This window comes from Cellulomonas sp. FA1 (assembly GCF_000986825.1).
Lineage (GTDB): Bacteria > Actinomycetota > Actinomycetes > Actinomycetales > Cellulomonadaceae > Cellulomonas > Cellulomonas iranensis.
This window is the reverse complement of sequence record NZ_LBMY01000001.1, coordinates 1,544,519-1,562,945: the sequence shown is the minus strand read 5'-3', so window position 1 is coordinate 1,562,945 and position 18,427 is coordinate 1,544,519. Positions and strand designations below refer to the sequence as shown.

The following is an 18,427-nucleotide window of genomic DNA, read 5'->3' as shown; positions in this document are numbered from 1 at the left end:
GTCGTCGGGTGGTCCTCGCCCCGACACGAGCCGTCGGCGCCCGCGCCTCCTCAGGCCCGCCCGCACGCCTGGTCGCCCTCGACGTCCTGCGGCTGGTCGCCGCGGTCGCGGTCGTCGTCTACCACTTCACGGCCCGCCGCACGTCGGCGTGGCAGGGCGCCCAGGACGTCGCCGTGCCGGACGTGGTGACGCGGTGGGCCACCTACGGCGCGCTCGGACCCGAGCTGTTCTTCGTCATCTCGGGCTTCGTCATCCTCATGACGGCCTGGGGGCGGACGACGGCCGCCGTCGTCGCGTCGCGCATCGGGCGGCTCTACCCCTCGTACTGGGTCGCGGTGCTGCTGACGGGCGCGCTGCTGCTCGTCGTCTGGCCCGAGGGCAAGGCCGTCACGGCCGGCCAGGTCGCGGTGAACCTCACCATGCTCCAGGAGGTCGTCGGCGTCGACCACGTCGACGGCGTGTACTGGACCTTGTGGACCGAGCTGCGCTTCTACCTGCTCGTGGGGCTCCTCGTGCTGGCCGGGGTGACGCGGCGCCGCGTGCTCGCGGTGGCGCTGCTGTGGCCGCCGGTCGCGGCGCTCGTCGCGCAGCTCGGCGCGACCGACCTCGCCGAGCTCCTCATCGGCGACTACGCGCCGTTCTTCGGCGCGGGCATGGCGCTGTACCTCGTGCACCGGGACGGGCACGCCGCGGCGCCGTGGCTCGTCGTCCTCACCAACACGGTGCTCGCGGTCGTGCTGCGGACGTCCCCGACCGTCACCGGCCTGGGGCACATCACCGGCCTCGAACCCTCGCGCGTCGGCGTCGCGGTGGCGATCGGGCTCTGCGTCGCGCTGGTCGCGCTGGTCGCGGTGATCCCGATGCCCGGGCTCGACCGGTCGTGGCTCGTCGCGTCCGCCGCGCTCACGTACCCCCTGTACCTCGTCCACCAGTACTGGGGTCTGTGGGTGATCTCCCGGCTCGTCGGCAGGGTGCCGGCGTGGGTCGCGGTGCTCGCGGCGCTCGTGGTGTCGTTCGTGCTGGCGTGGGCCGTGCACCGCCTGGTGGAGGCACGGTACGCACCGGCGCTGCGGCGGACGGCCGAGCGCGCCCTCGTCCGTGCCCGCGACGCCCTGCTCGAGCGCGTCAACGCGGGGCCGCGCGCCCTGCGGGCGGCGGCGGTCGGGATCACGGCCCCGTCGGGAGCGGGCGTGTCCCGTGCGGCCACCTCGTCGCTCGCGCCTCGGACCACGGCGAGGGGCGGCGACGAACCCGTCGAGGAGATCGTCCGGACTACGAGGTCGGCACGCCGCCGACGGGCCCCGGGGTCAGCGTCCCGTCCCGGAGCGCCGTGAAGAACGCCGGCGCGAGGTCGGGGTCGAGCTGGACCGTGGACCCGACGTTGCCGGGTCGGTAGTCCATGCTGCGGATCGGGGGCGTGCCCGTGACGCCGCCCTCACCGTTGGCGTCGCGGAACGCGAGCGCGAGGCGTGCCACGTCGATCACGTCCGCGTCCTCGTCGAACGTCATCGCACCGGTCCCTGCCTCGACCAGCGCCACCTGCGCGGCCGGGTCGAACGCGAGCGAACGGGGGTCCACCTTCCCCATGACCGCACCGATGAGCTGCCGCTGGCGCAGTGCTCGGCCGACGTCTCCCGTCGGGTCGGACTTGCGCATGCGCGCGAACGCGAGCGCGGCCGTGCCGTCGACGTCATGGCACCCGGAGGTCCAGACCATGCCCGAGTCCGCGTCGTTCACGTCGCGGTCGTAGCAGAGGTTCACGCCTCCCACCGCGTCCACGAGGTGCGCGACGCCGCCCATGCCGATCTCCACGTAGTGGTCGACCGTCAGCCCCGTCAGGCCCTCCACGGTCTGCACGAGCAGCGGTGCGCCACCCCACGCGAACGCCGCGTTGAGCTTCGAGGCGCCGTGCCCGGGGACGTCCACGTACGTGTCCCGGGGCAGCGAGATCAGCGCGGTCGGGCCGCTCGTCGGGACGTGCAGGACGAGGATCGTGTCGGTGCGCTGCCCCTCGGTGCCGTCCGCCTGCACACCGCCGTCGTCGCCGCGCGCGTCGGAACCGGCCAGCAGGTAGGTCGTGCCGGGCGTGCTCGCCGCGCCGGACAGCGCGGGGGTGTGCTGCAGCAGCCCGTTCGCCCAGACCAGCAGCCCGACGGGCCACGCGACGAGCGCGACGAGGACGAGCGCGGCGACGGCCGCGACGACCCGCCTGCGGCTCCGTCGGCGGCCGGCGGGGGTCCGGGGGGCGACGGCTGGGTTCGTCCCGCCGCCGCCCGCGGGGCGCACCTCGGGGCGACGCCCGGCCACGGGCACGGCCGACCCGCCCGCGCGCGCGGACGTCGACCGTGGAGTCGTGCGTGCCGCGGCGGCCGGGCGTGCGTGCGGGCTCGCGGGTCGTGCCGGGCCGGGTGGCTGTCCTCGCCCCGGCACCGGGACGGCGCTCTCGGCACGTGCCGGTCCCGTCGCGCCCGAGCGTTCCGGAGCGATCGAGGCGGGTGCCGCCGTGGCGCCCGGCGCCCGGGGAGGAGCGGACGCGGAGCCGGCGCCCGAGGTCCGGGGCGTGCGGACGCGGGCGGGCGGCGACGCGGGCTCAGGTTCGCCGCGTGGCGGCGTGGGCGGCGTCGGCCTGCTGCTGCGCGCCGACGGACGGGCGGCCGCCGATCCGACGACGCGTGCCCCCTCGGCAGCGGGCCGCGGGCGTCCGCCGTCCGGTGCGAAGCTGGGAGGTGGGGCGTCCCGGTGCTCGGCCACGCGTCTCAGCAGCTCGTGCTCGTCGCGTCCGCGGCCGTGAACGCGTCGACGCCGGGCTTCTTCGTCTCGGTCGGGGTCGGGGGAGCGGCCGGCGCGCCGGGCGTCGCCTCCCCTCCCGGAGCCGCGGGGTCCGCGGGCGTCGCGGGAGCATCGGGGGTCGCAGGGGCCTCGGGCTGCCCGAGCATCGGGACGTCCGCCGCGATGTTCTGCCAGATCTTCGTGGCCTCCGACGTCCACTCGACGCGGTTCTTGTCGCTGCGTGCGGGTGCCCACGGCACGGTCATGAGCGTGATGTTGTCACGGTCGATGCCGCGCAGGCTGAAGGCGAGGCCGGTGAGGTCGGTGACCGACAGGTTGGTGGTGACCGACTGCGTCGCCGCCGACAGGAACTGCATGAGTTGTGCGCCGTCCGTGAGCAGGTTCTTCGAGAGCACCTCGTTCGCGACGTTCGCGATGAGCACCTGCTGACGACCCGCGCGCATGGTGTCGGACCCGTCGAACCCCGTGCCGTGCCGTGCCCGCGCGTACTGCAGCGCCGTCACGCCGTCGAGCATGTGCTGCCCGGCGGTGAGGTTGAGCCCCGTGTACTTGTCGCTCACGTCGTGCTCGATGCACATCGGCACGCCGCCGATCGCGTTGATCATGTTCTGGAACCCAGCGAAGTCGACGACCACGACGTTGTCGATGGCCACGCCGGTGTTGGCCTGCACGGTGTTGACCGTGCAGGCGGCGGCCGACTCGAGGTCGCCGCCACGGTCGTACCCGATCGCGAACGCCGAGTTGAACATGGCCTTGCCCTGCGCACGCGTGGTCTGCCCGTTGGTGAGCGTGCACGAGGGGATCTCGACGAGCGAGTCGCGCGGGATGGACACCATCTCGATGCGCGTGCGGTCCGCCGAGACGTGGACGACGATCGTCGTGTCCGACCGCATGCCCTCCTCCGAGCCGCCGATCTCGGCGTTCTCGCCGTCGCGCTGGTCCGAGCCGAGCACGAGGATGTTGACGGCCTGGCCGGCGTGGACGTCGTCCGGGTCGGGCGGCGTCGTCGGCGTCGGTGCCGCGGCGACGAGGTCGCCGAGGTCGAGGGACTCGACGTTGTTCGTGAGGCGTGCGGCGAACGCCACGCCGCCGGCGACGCCGAACACGAGGACGCTCGTCACCGTCAGGGCCACACCCCGCAGGACGCCGTGCCCGTGCAGCGTGCGGGCGTGACGGGGGGCACGGGCGCGGCGCTGGGTGGCGTGGCGGTGAGTCACTCCTCGATGGTAGGAGAGCCCGCGGCGCGAGGCGGGGGAGCGACGCAGCGGCGTCGTGGAGGATGTGTGCAGATGGCGCCGCAACGCGGCGCCATCTGCACGAAAGCGACGGTCAGCGGCCCAGCAGGGCGTACTTGGCCTCGGTGGCGTCCTTCTGGGGGCGCCACCACGACTCGTGCGAGCGGTACCAGTCGATCGTCGCGGCGAGCCCGTCCTCGAACGTCGTGTAGCGCGGCTCCCAGCCGAGCTCGGTGCGCAGCTTCGTCGCGTCGATCGCGTACCGCAGGTCGTGCCCCGGGCGGTCGTTCACGTGGTCGTACGCGTCCGGCTCGAGCCCCATGAGGCGCAGGATCATCTCGATGACGGTCTTGTTGTCCTTCTCGCCGTCGGCGCCGATGAGGTACGTCTCGCCCAGGCGGCCGTCCTCGATGATGCGCCACACCGCCGAGTTGTGGTCCTCGACGTGGATCCAGTCACGCACGTTCTCGCCCGTGCCGTAGAGCTTGGGGCGCACGCCGTCGATCACGTTGGTGATCTGGCGCGGGATGAACTTCTCCACGTGCTGGTACGGGCCGTAGTTGTTGGAGCAGTTCGAGATCGTCGCGCGCACGCCGAAGCTGCGGGCCCACGCACGCACGAGGAGGTCCGACGAGGCCTTCGTCGACGAGTACGGGCTCGACGGGTTGTACGGCGTGTCGGGCGTGAACTTCGCGGGGTCGTCGAGCTCGAGGTCGCCGTAGACCTCGTCGGTCGACACGTGGTGGTAGCGCACGTCGTGGCGGCGCACCGCCTCCAGCAGCTGGTACGTGCCGATGACGTTGGTCCGCACGAACGGCCAGGGGTCGTGCAGCGAGTTGTCGTTGTGCGACTCGGCGGCGAAGTGCACCACCAGGTCGACGTCCTTGACGAGCTGGTCGACGATGTCGGGGTCGGCGATGTCGCCCTTGGCGAGCACGACCTTGCCGTCGACCGGGTCGAGGCTCCGTTCGTCACCCGCGTATGTGAGCGCGTCGAGCACGGTGACGTGCACGTCGGGACGCTCCCGCACCGTCTGGTGCACGAAGTTGGAGCCGATGAAACCGGCGCCGCCGGTGACGAGCATGCGCATGCGAGGGTCTCCCGCGTGTGAGGTGCCGACTGGGACGAGCCGACCGCGGCGGACCGCAGCCGTTCCCACTAGTCTCTCAGGCTCGTGGACCCGATGCGCACGACCCCTCCCGCGCCCGCCCCGCGGACGCGTCTGCGACCACCGGCGGTCCGTGCGCCGCGCCGGCGCGGCACGGCGCTGGCGTCCCTGCTCGACGGGGTGCTCGAGTGCGCGGTGCTCGCGTTCGCGTGGTGGACGCTGCTCGACCACCTCGCACTGCTGGCCTCGCTGCCGGCGACCCTGACGTGGTGGGTGTGGCTCGTCGGCTCCGCGGCGCTCGTGGCGGTGCGCGTCCTGCTGCAGCGACGCGTGGGTCGGCTGGGCGCGCCCGGCAGGGGGCACGGCTGGGCGGCGCTCGTCGCGCTCGGCATGGCCGCCCTGTCGGCCGTCGTCGTGCGGCCGGACCTGGACGACGCGTCGTACACGGTGCGGTCCGCGTGGGTCGCCTCGCGCGGCGTGCTCGACGGGGGCGACGTCATCTTCTCCGACGGTCGGTGGCCGGGGCTGCCGGAGCAGACCCCGTACCTGCCGTCCTTCGAGAACCTGCTCGGCGCGACCGCCGGGACGACCGGGCTCTCCGCCGGCGCCCTCGTCTACGCGGTCTACGTCCCGCTGGCCACGGCTGCGGCCGTCTGGGCGCTCTGGACGCTCGTGCGGGAGTGGCGCGTGCGCAGGCCCGTCGCGGTGCTGGTGCTGGCGTGCGTGCTGCTCCTGTGGGGCGCGACCGAGCACGCGTCGTGGGCGAACCTGCACCTCGGGCGCATCTGGCAGGGCAAGGTCACGCTGCTGGCGGTGCTGGTCCCGCTGACCTACGCCTGGTGCGCGCGGTACTGGGCGTCGCGCCGCGGCGCGTCCCGCGCCTCGGCGCTCGTGCTCGTCGCCTCCGCGGGCGTCGCAGCCGTGGGGCTGTCGCCCGCCGGGATCTTCGTCGTGCCGGGCGTCGTGGTCGTGGCGAGCGTCGTGGGCCTGCTGACGCGCCGCGCGCGGCGCGCGGCGCTCCTGGTCGCGACCGGTTGCGCGTACCCCCTGCTCGCCGGGCTCGTCATGGCGACCGCCGGCCGGACCGACGACGCGATCCCCGCGAGCACCGCGGCCGGGCCGTGGGAGCGGACCCTGGGCTCGGGCCGGTCGCGTGGGTGGTGCTCGCGGCGGGGCTGGCGGCGCTCGTCGCGCTGTACCCGCCGGCCGCTCGCGCGCGTTCGGTCGTGGCGACCGCGACCGCCGCCGCGTCGGTGGTCGTCGGGATGGTGCTCGCGCTGCCGCCTGTGACCGACCTCCTGGCCGTGGTCATGGGGACGGACGCGATCGTGTGGCGCGTCGTGTGGGTCGTGCCCGTCCCGCTGCTCGTCGGGATGCTCGCCGCGCCCACCCGACGTGGCCCCCGGCCCGCCGCCACCGTGGTCGGCCTCGCGGCGGCGCTGACGCTCGTCGTCGGCGGGCAGGCGGTGTGGAGCGCGCAGAACGGCGCCGTGCTGGCCGCTCCGGGCACGTGGAAGGTCCACGCCGACGACCTCGTCACGGCCCGGTGGGTCGTCGCGCACGCGCCCGCGGGCCGCTACCTCGCCCGCGAGGGCGTCGTGGCGGCGGTGGGCACCACGACGGCGGACCTCGCCCCGGTCGGCAGCCGGCCCGGCTACATCGAGCCCTACCTCGAGCTGCCCGAGGCGCACGCCGCCGACCGGCTGCTCCTGCAGGCGTGGGTCGACGGGGCGCGGGAGCTCACCGGCACCGAGGCGGCAGAGGCGCTGGCGACGCTCGACGTCCGGCTGGTCTGCGGCCGTCCCGCGATGGGCGACGTGCTCGGCGACCGCTGGGCCGCCGTCTGGTCGGGCGGCCCCGACACCTGCTGGGACCTCGTGCCGTCCTGACGTCCCGAGGCCGGCCGTCCCGGGCCGGCCGCTCCCGCCGTCGCCGTCGCCGGGGTCACGGGCTGGTAACGTGGATCGGGTTGCGATCCGCCGGTCACACGGCCCGTCCGGGCGGGGCAGGAACGCAGCCCGGGCAGCACGGACCGACCGAGACCGGGGTCCGACGTGGCAGGAGCCCTGCTCGCAGGAGTCCCGCAGGGAGGAAGTCGATGTTCCGCGTTGCACGTGTCCTTCAGCTGCTGAGGACGGAGGGACCACGCGCGGTCGCGCTCCGGGTGATCGACCGGGTCCGCGCGCGCCTCGTGACCCCGGAGACCCCCGTCGTCCAGCGCACGCCCATCCGCATGCTCGTGCGCACCGAGGACGCGTCGGCGGTCGACTGGAGCGTGCCCGCCCCGTGGGCCGAGTCGCGGCTGACCGTGCAGGACCGACCGGTGCGCACCGCGTGGATCATGCACCCCCCCGGTGAGTCCTCCGGCGGGCACCAGAACATCTTCCGCTTCATCGAGTACCTCGAGAAGGCGGGCCACGAGGCGACGGTGTACCTCTACCACTCCGCCGACCACGCGATCGACGCGCGCTACCTGCAGAAGCTCATCGCGGCGAGCCCGTCCTACCCGCGCGTCGCCGCGCGGTTCCACGCGTACGACGGTGCGGTCGCCGCCGACACCGACGCCATCTTCGCGACCGGCTGGGAGACCGCCTACCCGGCCTACCTCGACCCCTCGCCGGCGCGCCGCTTCTACTTCGTGCAGGACTTCGAACCGGCGTTCTACCCGGTGGGCTCGGAGCACGTGCTGGCCGAGAACACCTACCGCTTCGGGTTCGAGGGCATCACCGCCGGCCGCTGGCTCGCGACGAAGCTCGCCTCGGAGTACGGCATGCGTACCGCCTCGTTCGACTTCGGTGCGGACCTGCGGCACTACTCGTACGTCAACACCGAACGTCGCGACGAGGTGTTCTTCTACGCCCGCCCCGTGACGACGCGACGCGGCTTCGAGCTCGGCGTCATGGCGCTCGAGCGCGTCGCGCGCAGCCGGCCCGACCTGACGATCCACCTCGCGGGGTGGGACGTCTCGAACTACGACCTGCCCTTCCCGTACGTCGCGCACGGGTCGATGCCGGTCACCGAGCTCAACGAGCTGTACAACCGGTGCGGCGCGGCGCTCGTCCTGTCGCTGACGAACATGTCGCTCCTGCCGCTCGAGCTGCTCGCGGCGGGCGTCGTCCCCGTCCTCAACGACGGCGAGAACAACACGATGGTGAGCGACAACCCGTACCTGCGGTACTGCGAGCCCACTCCCGTGGCCCTCGCGCGCGGTGTCCTCGAGGCGCTCGACCGCCCCGACCAGGCGGCCCACGCCCGGGCCGCGGCCGCGAGCGTCACGGACGTGAGCTGGGACACGTCCGGCGCGCAGTTCGTCGACTTCCTGAACGGGGCCATGCGTGGCTGAGTGCCTGGTCGTCGGAGGGAACGGGTTCATCGGGTCGCACGTCGTCGACGCCCTCGCGGCGCGGGGGCACGCCGTCACGGCGTTCGACCGGTTCGGACGCACGCGGTCCCAGTTCACGGCCGCCGACGTCCGCGCCGTGTCCGGCGACTTCCTCAACGTGGACGACGTGCGCCACGCCGTCGAGGGGCACGACACGGTCGTGCACATGCTCTCGACCACCGACCCGGCGACGGCCGAGAACGACCCGACGCTCGACATCCGCACGAACGTGGCGGCCAGCATCGAGCTCTTCCGGGCCTGCGTCGACGCCGGCGTCAGCCGCGTCGTCTTCGCCTCGACCGGCGGTGCGATCTACGGGGACCAGGACCGGGAGGTCTTCGGCGAGGAGGACCCGGCGCTGCCCGTGTCGCCGTACGCCATCGGCAAGCTCACGATCGAGAGCTACCTGCGCTACTTCCGGCGCAAGTACGGCCTGGCGTCCACGGTCGTGCGGATCTCGAACCCCTACGGGCCGCGCCAGAACCCGCAGAAGCGGCAGGGCGTGATCCCGATCTTCCTGCGTCGTCTCGCGGACGGGTTGCCCGTGACGATCTACGGCGACGGCTCCATGGTGCGCGACTACGTCTACGTGACCGACGTCGCCGAGATGGTCGCCGACGTCGCCGAGGGCACGCCGCGCCACGACACGTACAACCTGGGCAGCGGCTCCGGCAGCTCGCTCGAGGACATCGTCCGCACGATCGGCGAGGTGACCGGGCGTGACGTGCGGCGCGAGTACGCGCCCCGACCCGCGACCTTCGTCGACCACGTGACGCTCGCGACCGCGCGCTTCGAGGCCGAGTTCCCGAGCCGTCCCCGCACGTCCCTCGCCGAGGGCATCCGACTGACCTGGGAGGACATCACCGGTGGCAGCCACTGACCGCGACGAGGTCCTGGCGACCGTGGCGATCCTGACCTACAACGGTGAGACGTACCTGCGGGACATCCTCAACGCGCTGCGCGTCCAGCGCGTCGACGGCGAGGTCGAGGTCCTCGTCGTCGACTCCGGATCGACCGACTCCACGCTCGACATCGTGGCCGACTTCCCCGAGGTCCGGCTCCACCGGATCCCGAACTCCGAGTTCGGGCACGGGCGGACCCGCAACCTCGCCGCGCACCTCGCGCGGGGACGGTACGTCGCCTACCTGACGCACGACGCCGTGCCGGCCACCGACCGCTGGCTCTACGAGCTGCTCAAGCCGTTCGAGCTCAACCCCGACGTCGCGGCCGTCATGGGACGTCAGGTGGCGCGGCCGTGGTGCTTCCCGCTGCTCAAGTACGAGATCGACGCGGTGTTCCGCGGCTTCGGTCCCGAGTTCGGGACCACGCTGTTCTACGAGGACGACTTCGTGACGTCCGAGGCGGTGCGCAACGCGATCACGTTCTACTCCGACGTCAACTCGGCCGCGCGGCGGGACCTGCTCGTGGGCCCGCTGCCCTACCAGGACGTGTCCTACGCGGAGGACCAGCTGCTCGGGCGCGACGCGATCGCCGCCGGCTACCTCAAGGCCTACGCCCCGCGCGCGGCCGTGGTGCACTCCAACGACATGACGCTCGCCGAGTACGACGACCGCATGGAGGCCGAGACGCTCGGCCAGCGCGAGGTCGGCATCGACGTCGCGGTACCCTCGGTGTCCGTCGTCGCCCGGATGATCGGCAGGGGAGTCGCCCGGGACACGGTGGGCATCCTGCGCGACCGTGCCTATGGTGTGCGGCGCAAGCTCTACTACCTGGTCGTGAACCCGCTGTTCCACGTGCAGAAGTGGCGTGGCGTGCGCCGCGGCGCCGCGGCGCCCACCCCGCAGCGATGACGCTGCCGACGCGACGTGGACGAACGCAGCGAGCGCTGCAAGAGGAGAAGTGATGTCTGAGCCGACCCCTGTCCGGCAGCTGGGCGAGATCAACGAGCACGGCTGCCGGGTGCTGTCCGACCCCGGCATCGGCTACGCGGACGGCGCGGAGGAGCGGCTCGCCGAGATCGTCGGCGGGGCGACCGACCTCTCGTCGTCGTCCGAGGAGCTCGCGTCGGCCGCCACCGACTGGGGCACCACCTACTCGCTCGTCCCCACCCGCTCCAACCTGCTGCGCTCGTTGGACCTGCGCCCCGGGATGAAGGTGCTCGAGATCGGCTGCGGCTGCGGACCGATCACGCGGTACCTCGGCGAGCAGTGCGGCACGGTGGACTCCGTCGAGCCCATGCCGGCCCGCGCGCGGGTCGCGCGGCTGCGCACGCGCGACCTCGACTCGGTCGAGGTGTTCGTCGGCACGCTCGACGACGTGCCGGCCGAACCCGTCTACGACGTGGTCGTGGTGGTCGGCGTGCTCGAGTACGTCGGCGGCGGCACGGCCGACCCGGCGCCCTACCTGCGCTTCCTCGAGCAGTGCCACGCCGTGCTCAAGGACGGCGGCACGCTCGCGCTCGCGATCGAGAACCCGCTCGGCGTGAAGTACGTCGCGGGTGCGGTCGAGGACCACACCAACCGCCCGTTCGACTCGCTCGAGGGCTACATGCTCGCGTCGCCGGCGCGCACCTTCACGCGGCGCACGCTGCAGGACATGCTCGCGACCGCCGGGTTCGGCAGCGAGGTGCTCTCCGCGTTCCCCGACTACAAGCTGCCGCGGGCCGTGTTCACCGACGACCTCGTGCACCGCAGCCCGGAGCTGGCCGCCCACCTGCCGCGGTTCCCCAGCCCGGACTACCTGGTGCCGCGCCTCAACCTCGCCGACGAGGCGCAGACCTGGCGCACGCTCGTCGACTCGGGCGTCGGTCAGCACTTCGCCAACTCGTTCCTGGCGCTGGCGACGAAGGGCGAGGGGCCGCGGCTGTGGCCCGCGGAACGTCTCGCGCTGCTGTTCAGCACCGAGCGCCGGCGGCCGTACGCGGTCCGCGGCGAGGTCCGGGGCGACGGCGACGGTCTGGTGTTCCTGCGCGAGGTCATGCACCCCGGTGCGGCGCAGCCCGACGGGGCGGCCGACGTGCGCCACACGCCCGCGGCGAGCGAGCGCGTCGTGCCCGGCGCCGAGCTCCTGACGGCGCTGGTCGAGCAGCCGGAGCGGCGGGGCGAGCTGCTGCGTGCGTGGATCGCGCTGCTGCCCGCCGACGACCTCGAGTGGATGCCGGTCGACCTGGTGCCCCACAACGTGGTCGTCGACGACGACGGCACGCTCGTCGCGATCGACCAGGAGTGGCAGGTCCGCGGGTACGGGCGGAGCAGCACGATCGTGCGCGGTCTCTTCCTCGCCGCTCTGCAGATCGCGCAGCTCACCCGTCCTCAGGCAGCCTCCCCGTGGGTCACCGTCGGTGACGTCGTGCGCGGGCTGGCGTCCGAGGCCGGCGTCGAGCTGGACGACGCGGCGGTCGACGCGTTCGTGGCGAGCGAGTCGGCGTTCCAGTCCACCGTGGTCTCCCTCACGGGCCCCGACGCTCCCAGCCGGGACCGGTCGGCTCGCGACCTGCGCTCGATGTGGGACGAGACGCTGTCCGCCGTGCGCGGTGGCGAGCGGTTCGACCTGCAGTGGGCCGAGGCGACGGCGCAGCTGTCCGCGCACGACGACGAGGTGGCGGCGCTGCGCGACGAGATCGCCGGACTGCAGGACGACGTCGCCCGGCGTGACGAGAGCGTCGCGGCCGAGCGTGCTCGCGCCCTCGCGGCCGAGCAGCGGGTGGAGCACCTCACGCGACGGACCGCCTACGGGCTCCTGGTGCGCCTGCGCCGCCGCCTCGCGCGCGGACGCGCCGGCGGCCGTCCCGCGGCCTGACGACGTCCCGTCCCGCGTCGTGACGACGCGGGACGGGACCACGCGGGACGACCCGGGCGCCCCGTCGGCCGCCCGGGTCTCGTCATCCGCTCGCGCGCGTCAGTACGGGTCCCCGGTCGGGAACCGCGAGGCGGTGAAGTCGGACACCTGAAGGGTGTTCGCGGGGGTGCCACCGGCCCCGACGTAGGCCCCGTACGACCGGAACGCGCGCTTGCGCCCGTCCTGCATGAAGTAGATCGTGCCGTCCGGCGTCCGGAGGAAGCGGTCCAGGGGTGCGCTGCGCCGGGGCAGGGCGGCGCACGTGCTCGCCTCGAGCGACGTGAACGTCAGGCCGTACACGGGCACCATCGCGTCGGGCACGGGGGTGAGCGTCCCGCCCAGACCGAGGTACCGGCTCGGGCCGCACTGCACGGCCGTGCTGAGCATCCCGGGACGGAGCCGGTAGCGCGCCAGGTCGGACGAGCCCAGCCACATCAGTCGCGTCACACCGAGCTCGTCCGTCACCGCGAAGGACCCGACCGTGACCCGGCCGTCCATGCCGTCGGCGAGGTACACGGTGCCGTCGTCGGGGGCGATGATGAGCGTCCCCGGCGCGACCTGCGTGGGGCCGGCCGGCATCAGCGGAGCCGTGCCGCGGCCGATCGTGTGGATCCGGGGGTTGCCGTCACCGCCGTTCACGATGACGAGGTCGGTCCAGGAGCGCAGAGCCCGCAGCTCGCCCGAGCGCAGGATGTAGACGGTCCCGTCGTCCTCGGTCTTCACGAAGACGGGGCCGGAGGTGGCACCGGCGTCCGGGACGCGGTCGAGCAGCCCGGCCGGCGCGGCAGGGGCGGACGTCCCCGCCGCGGCGGCGTCCGAGACGACGACGCGTCCGGCCGTCGTCAGGAGCACGGTCCTGCCGCGGTCGTCCCGCATCAGCGGGACGACCGGCGTCGCGCGGGGGACGGTGCGCAGGCTCACGGTGTCCATCGCACGCACGGGCAGGTTCACGAGGCCCGCGGTGCGCTGCATGCCCGCGTCGAGCGGGACGTACGCGCCCTGGGTGCGCAGCAGCCGGTCGGCGGAGTCGCGTGCCGCCAGCACGACGCCGTCGCGCGCGACCGGCTCGCCCGGCGGGAGGTACGCGACGCCCGACTCGAGGAGCGTGACGCCCGAGGTCGGCAGGCCCTGGGCGACCAGTGACGCGTCGTCCGCCACCTCCCGGCGCTTGCCCGCCTGGATGTAGTAGGCCTTGCCCGAGGTCGTGCGGAAGAGGTTGGTCATCCGCGGGCCGGCCGCGAGCGCCGCGATCGGCCCGGCGTCGAGCGCGACCGCGTCCCCGCAGGTCATGCCGAAGTCCTCGACCTGGGCGCAGGAGCCGAACGGCAGGCGGATGCCCGCGTCGACGTAGTACACGGTGCCGTCGGGACCGAGCAGCGCCCGCTGCACGACCTTCCCCGTCGTGCGCCGGTCCAGGTACTGCTGCGACACGAAGCCGACGGACCCCAGCGGCGACAGCGCGTGCAGCAGGTCGCCGTTCGCGATCGGGTACTTCGTGCTGCCCGACACCAGGTACACGGTCGCGTCGCCGTCGGACCGCAGCAGGTACGTGTTGGCCTGCGTGGACCCGAACCAGTCGGTGAACAGGCGCCAGAAGTTGCGGTTGCCGTACGAGCTGCAGCGGTCACCGGTGCCGTACAGGTTGTCGAGTGCCGCCGCGTTCGGGCGGTAGGGCGTGTAGTTGTACAGGCCCGCGGTGGCCTGGTTGACGATGAAGACCTGCGAGGTGCCGCACGAGGCGTCGGGGTGCCAGCGGACCGTGTTCGTGCGGCCGGCGCGGTAGCCGTAGCGCGTCGGGTTCTGCGCGTAGACCTGGTACTGGCGCGCGGCCATGTAGAGCTGGTTGAACAGGCCGTAGTACTGGCTGTCGCAGGGGGCGGTGTCGGGGCACCCGAACCCGGTCGCGGCCTGGTAGCTGCGCGTCGTCGGGCGCGTGCGGGTGACGAGCGAGTTCTCCTTCTCGAGCAGGACCACCAGCACGCGCGGGTTGATGCCGCACGCCTGGGCGACGCCGACGATCACGTCGGCGGCGCTCTGGTCGGGGCGGCCCGTGTAGGCGCGGCACAGACCGGTCTCGCCCGGTCGGTCGGGCGTCGACGTCCGGTAGTCCTTGAGGCACGGCTGCTCGCCGGGCACGCACGTCGCGCCCTTGCTCTGCAGGAACTGCTGCACCTGGCTCGCGGACATGGCGGACGACGCGAAGAAGACCTCGTCGCTGATGATGTTCCCGGCGTCGAAGTCGGCGGCCGACGCGGCCTGCGCGGCGGGGGCGGTCCCGAGACCGGTGAGGCCGGACACGACGAGCGCCGCCGCGAGCAGCAGCGCAGAGCCGCGCAGGCCGAGCGTGCGGCTCACGGGACGACCACCTCGACCGCGGGTGACGTGCCGCGGCCGTGCGCGCCCTGGTAGGTCAGCGTGGCGAGCCACGTGCCGGCGACGAGCTCGTCGGCGGGGACCTCGACGGTCCCGCACGTGGTCGAGGCGGCGTCGGCCGTGCCGGGGGCCTCGCGCACGACGTCCGTGGCGCCGTTGCGCAGCCGGAAGGTGCACGTCCCCCCGTCCTCGACGACGTCCACGACCAGGCCGGAGAGCTCGTACGTCGCGGCGCCGTCGGGCCGTCCGGCGTACACCAGCTCAGGGTGCAGCGTGCCGGCGGGCTCGGGCGCCGGCGCCCCGCCGGTCGGTGCGGCGGTCGGTGCGGCCGGGGTCGTGCCCGTGGGCGCGGAGCCGGTGGGTTCGGGCGACGGCGACGGTGCGACCGACGACGTGGTGGTCGGCGTCGCGGCGGAGGTCGAGGGCCCGGCGGGACCCGGCGCCCCCGTGCAGGACGCGAGCGTCGCCACGACCGCGAGGGTCACGGCGGTGGTCGTGGTGCGTCGCCGGACGGGCGCGGCCGGGTGCCGCGCGGGGGACGTGCTCATGGTGCGCCTCTCGGGTGGTGCCGGGCGGGGGCCCGTGGTCGTCGGGGTCGTCAGGGGGACGCGGGGTCGGTGCGCGTCACAGGCGGGGACCCGTGCGGAGCTGGGACGCGGCGAAGTCCGAGACGCCCAGGGTCGTCGCGGGTGTGCCGCCGAGCTGCTCGTAGCGTGCCATCGAGCCGATGGGCCGCTTGGTGCCGTCGACGACCTGGTAGATCGTCCCGTCGACCGTGCGCCAGAAACGCGGCGCGGGGCGGTCGGACCGGGGGAGGGCCGCGCACGTCGCGGGGTCGAGCTGCTGCCCGGCCGGGAAGTGGACGCGGTCGGCCGACGCGACGGGCCACAACCGGCCGCCCAGACCGACGTAGGTGGTGTCGCCGCAGGCGACGATCGTGCGCAGCACGCCGTCGCGCGGTGCGCGCGCCGCGATCTCCGCGTCCGGCACGACGACGAGCCGGGTGGCGCCCAGCTCGGCCGTGACGGCGAACGTCGACACGGTGACGCGGTGCCCCTCGCCGTCGAGCATGTGGACGGTGCCGTCGCCCGCGGTCTTCACGAGCGTGCCCGGCGGGTCGTAGAGCGGCCCCTGCGGGAGGAGACGAGCCATCGCGCCGGGCACCTCGAGGATCGTGGGCGTGTCGGTCCCCGCGAGCCGCACGAGATCGGTCCACGAGCGGATGCCGCGCGTGCGGCCCTGCCGCACGACGCTCACCGTGCCGTCGTCGGCGCCCTTGAGGAGGAACGGCGCGTAGATCGAGTCCAGGTCCGCGTCGGGCACGCCGGCGTACGCGTACGCCGGCACGATCGGGGCGTCCTGGGGTGCGGCCTCCCAGTCGACGACGCGGTGCGCCCCGGCCGAGGACAGGAAGATCACGCCGCTGTTCGGTGAGGGGCGACGGATGAACGGTTCGAGGCGTACGGCGACGTGGAGGCGTGCCAGGCTCGCCGCGTCCATCTCGATCGGCGAGCCGGGCACGAGCCGCGGCACGGCCGTCAGGGCGTCGGGCATCGCCACGACCCCTTCGCTGGCCAGCTTGTACGTGGTGGTGCCACCTCGCTCGTGCAGCTGCAGGCCGGTGCGGACCACGGGGGTGCCGTAGGGCAGGTAGGAGATGCCGCTCTCCAGCAGCCACACGGCGCTCGACGGCAGGCCCGCCTCGGCCAGCGACCGGTCGTCCGCGACCTCGCGCCTGGTGCCACCCGTGACGTAGAAGGCCTTGCCGTTGGTCGTGCGGTAGAGGTTCGTCATGCGGCCGCCGTAGTGCAGCGCCGCGGTCTGGGCGGCGTCGATGCGGATCGCGTCGGCGCAGTCGAGGCCGAAATCCTGCACCTGCGCGCACGAGCCGAAGGACAGGCGGATGCCCGCGTCGAAGAACGACACGGTGCCGTCCGGCTCGAGGAGCACGCGCTTGACGGGGCTGCCGACGGTCCAGGCCGCGAGGTACTGCGGCGCGACGAAGGCGACCGGCCCGAGCGGGCTGAGCGCCTCGAGCACGGCCATGCTCGTGATGGGGTGACGCTGGCCCCCCGACACGAGGTACACCGTCGCGTCGGCAGACGTGCGCAGCAGGCTGCTCGGGGGAGCCGACCACGACTCCACGCTCGCGTCCCAGGCCGTGTTGCGGATCGCGGCGAGGGCCGCGTATCCGCCGTTGCCCGGGCACGAGGTGTAGGAGACGTCGCGGTGGCCGATCACGCGCGGCAGCGTGACCGTCTGGTTCTGGAAGCGCGAGTTCTCGCCCGTGCCTGTCGCGTACGACATCGTGCCGCGCGGGTCGACGCGGTAGGCGCCCAGACGCCAGCCGATGATCCTGCCGACGGCGACCTGCGTCGCGAGCGGGGGCGCCGCGTCGTACGTGCCCAGCATCGACACGCCGACGGTCCCGGTGTTGAAGCCGCCCGCGTGCACTCCCACGACGGCCTCCGTCATGCTGCCGGCGCGGCCCTCGTAGATGTTGCCCCACTTGTCGACGACGAAGTTGTAGCCGATGTCGCACCAGCCGCGGCTCTGGATGTGGTACGCGGCGTCGTTGCGCAGCTGCTGCATCGCCTCGGCGACCGAGCCGTACCCGTTGCTGCCGGCCGTGTGGTGCACGACGGCCCCCACGAGCCCGGACGCGACGTCGGGTCGGCACGTCTGCGCGGGCGCACCCCACTCGGCACGCGAGATCACACGCGGGGCCGTGCCCGCGGCGGCGGCCTGCGTGCCGGCGGCCTGCGCCGTCGCGACCTGCGGGGCCGAGACCTGCGCGACCGTGCGTCCGACCGTTCCCGACCGGCTCGCGGTCGCCGCGGCCCGGTCGCGCACCGCGGCGGTCGACGAGGTCGTGGCGGCCGCCGGTGCGGTGGCCGTCGCCGGGGTGGGGCCCGCCGTCGGCGTCGGCGAGGCCGGTGGCGGGACCGACGGTGCGGGCGAGGACGGTGCGGGTGAGGACGGGGCGGGTGAGGACGGTGCGGGCTCGGACGGGGCGGGCGAGGACGGGGCAGCGCTCGGCGCGGACGTGCCGCCCGGCGCGGGGGAGCCGTCGGCCGGCGACGCGTCCCCGACGAGGGTGAGCGCAAGCTCGCCGACGTCGAGGGCGACGGTGTCCGCGAACGAGACCTGGACCGCCTCGGCGCCGCCGAGCCACATCGACTCCGTGCCGGCCCGCGTCGCGTGCTCGGCGTCGACGCTGCCTGCGTCGGGCGCGGCTCCCGCCTCGAGCGGGGTCCACGCCGACCACCGGCCCTCGTCGAGCACGCGCACCTCGACGTCCAGCGCGGCATCCGCCGCCGGCTCGGGCCACGTCACCCCGAGCGTCTGCGCGTCGGACGCGTCGACCACGGGCGTCGCGCGGCGTCCGGGCGCGACCTCGAGGTCGGCGACGAGGTGGTCGCTCTCCGACGCGTCGACCGTGGGTGCCTCGGGGGCGGGGGCCGCGGCCCGCGCCGAGGAAGGGGCGTCGGGAAGCTCGACCGCGACCTCGGTCACCTCGGCTGCGGGAGGGGCGGCCGGGACCGCGGCCGCCGGTGCGGCGCCCGCGGGCACGGCGGCCGAGGCGGCTGCACCTGCGGGCGTCGCAGCGGCCGGGACGGCCGTGCCGAGCGACACCACGAGGATGCTGGACAGGACGAGGCCGCACAGCGGTCGCGAGTGACGTGTCATGACGATCCCGTTCGTTCGCGGTGAGCGGAGCGGACGCCGTCGCGAGGCAGT

Annotated in this window: 13 protein-coding genes; 7 read left to right on the top strand and 6 right to left on the bottom strand. The window is 74.0% G+C overall.

The annotated features are described in order from the left end of the window. The first annotated feature begins 8 nt into the window (after positions 1–8). On the top strand, positions 9–1,334 hold the full coding sequence (locus GY42_RS06975; RefSeq protein ID WP_052748250.1) for an acyltransferase family protein: 1,326 nt from the start codon (positions 9–11) through the stop codon (positions 1,332–1,334). Here the strand turns inward: GY42_RS06975 and GY42_RS06970 are convergent. The 3 genes from GY42_RS06970 to rfbB all read right to left on the bottom strand — a co-directional run bounded on the left by GY42_RS06970 (position 1,273) and on the right by rfbB (position 5,115). Beyond that, positions 1,273–2,313, bottom strand: a complete 1,041-nt coding sequence (locus GY42_RS06970; protein WP_236686737.1) for an LCP family protein — start codon at positions 2,311–2,313, stop codon at positions 1,273–1,275. The genes GY42_RS06975 and GY42_RS06970 overlap by 62 nt on opposite strands. 443 nt (positions 2,314–2,756) lie before the next feature. Continuing rightward, entirely contained in the window at positions 2,757–4,007 is a 1,251-nt protein-coding gene (locus GY42_RS06965) for an LCP family protein (protein WP_236686736.1), read from the bottom strand. Positions 4,008–4,119: 112 nt separating this feature from the next. Next, complete coding sequence (gene rfbB, locus GY42_RS06960; protein WP_046528783.1) at positions 4,120–5,115, bottom strand: dTDP-glucose 4,6-dehydratase; 996 nt, start codon at positions 5,113–5,115, stop codon at positions 4,120–4,122. A 93-nt stretch (positions 5,116–5,208) separates the two neighbouring features. Here rfbB and GY42_RS06955 point away from each other — a divergent pair, with 93 nt between their 5' ends. From GY42_RS06955 to GY42_RS06935, 6 genes are all read left to right on the top strand, one after another. Then, complete coding sequence (locus GY42_RS06955; protein WP_152667234.1) at positions 5,209–6,423, top strand: DUF6077 domain-containing protein; 1,215 nt, start codon at positions 5,209–5,211, stop codon at positions 6,421–6,423. Beyond that, positions 6,360–7,022 carry a hypothetical protein gene (locus tag GY42_RS19355; RefSeq protein ID WP_160309400.1) on the top strand — a complete coding sequence of 221 codons (663 nt, stop codon included), beginning with the start codon at positions 6,360–6,362 and terminating at the stop codon, positions 7,020–7,022. The genes GY42_RS06955 and GY42_RS19355 overlap by 64 nt, the downstream gene beginning before the upstream one ends. 275 nt (positions 7,023–7,297) lie before the next feature. Continuing rightward, entirely contained in the window at positions 7,298–8,476 is a 1,179-nt protein-coding gene (locus GY42_RS06950) for a rhamnosyltransferase WsaF family glycosyltransferase (protein WP_152667233.1), read from the top strand. Then, positions 8,469–9,395 (top strand): NAD-dependent epimerase/dehydratase family protein, encoded by a 927-nt coding sequence (locus GY42_RS06945; RefSeq protein WP_046528780.1) that lies wholly within the window; start codon positions 8,469–8,471, stop codon positions 9,393–9,395. Before GY42_RS06950 ends, GY42_RS06945 begins: the two co-directional genes overlap by 8 nt. Further along, positions 9,382–10,326 carry a glycosyltransferase family 2 protein gene (locus GY42_RS06940; RefSeq protein ID WP_046528779.1) on the top strand — a complete coding sequence of 315 codons (945 nt, stop codon included), beginning with the start codon at positions 9,382–9,384 and terminating at the stop codon, positions 10,324–10,326. Before GY42_RS06945 ends, GY42_RS06940 begins: the two co-directional genes overlap by 14 nt. 52 nt (positions 10,327–10,378) lie before the next feature. Further along, positions 10,379–12,274 carry an SAM-dependent methyltransferase gene (locus GY42_RS06935; RefSeq protein WP_046528778.1) on the top strand — a complete coding sequence of 632 codons (1,896 nt, stop codon included), beginning with the start codon at positions 10,379–10,381 and terminating at the stop codon, positions 12,272–12,274. A gap of 99 nt (positions 12,275–12,373) precedes the next feature. On the opposite strand, the gene GY42_RS18135 is transcribed toward GY42_RS06935, so the two are convergent. The 3 genes from GY42_RS18135 to GY42_RS06920 all read right to left on the bottom strand — a co-directional run bounded on the left by GY42_RS18135 (position 12,374) and on the right by GY42_RS06920 (position 18,376). Beyond that, complete coding sequence (locus GY42_RS18135; RefSeq protein WP_052748249.1) at positions 12,374–14,668, bottom strand: hypothetical protein; 2,295 nt, start codon at positions 14,666–14,668, stop codon at positions 12,374–12,376. Beyond that, positions 14,665–15,234, bottom strand: coding sequence for a hypothetical protein (locus tag GY42_RS20010; RefSeq protein ID WP_046528777.1), 570 nt, complete (start codon positions 15,232–15,234; stop codon positions 14,665–14,667). The genes GY42_RS18135 and GY42_RS20010 overlap by 4 nt, the downstream gene beginning before the upstream one ends. Positions 15,235–15,310: 76 nt before the next feature. Continuing rightward, a complete protein-coding gene (locus GY42_RS06920) occupies positions 15,311–18,376 on the bottom strand; it encodes a peptidoglycan recognition protein family protein (protein WP_046528776.1) in 3,066 nt (1,021 codons plus the stop codon). Between the last annotated feature and the right edge of the window lie 51 nt (positions 18,377–18,427).

Coding starts and splice junctions, on each gene's coding strand:
- GY42_RS06955 (WP_152667234.1), top strand. CDS start 5,209: ATGCGCACGACCCCTCCCGCGCCCGCCCCGCGGACGCGTCTGCGACCA.
- GY42_RS06935 (WP_046528778.1), top strand. CDS start 10,379: ATGTCTGAGCCGACCCCTGTCCGGCAGCTGGGCGAGATCAACGAGCAC.
- GY42_RS06920 (WP_046528776.1), bottom strand. CDS start 18,376: ATGACACGTCACTCGCGACCGCTGTGCGGCCTCGTCCTGTCCAGCATC.
- GY42_RS20010 (WP_046528777.1), bottom strand. CDS start 15,234: ATGAGCACGTCCCCCGCGCGGCACCCGGCCGCGCCCGTCCGGCGACGC.
- rfbB (WP_046528783.1), bottom strand. CDS start 5,115: ATGCGCATGCTCGTCACCGGCGGCGCCGGTTTCATCGGCTCCAACTTC.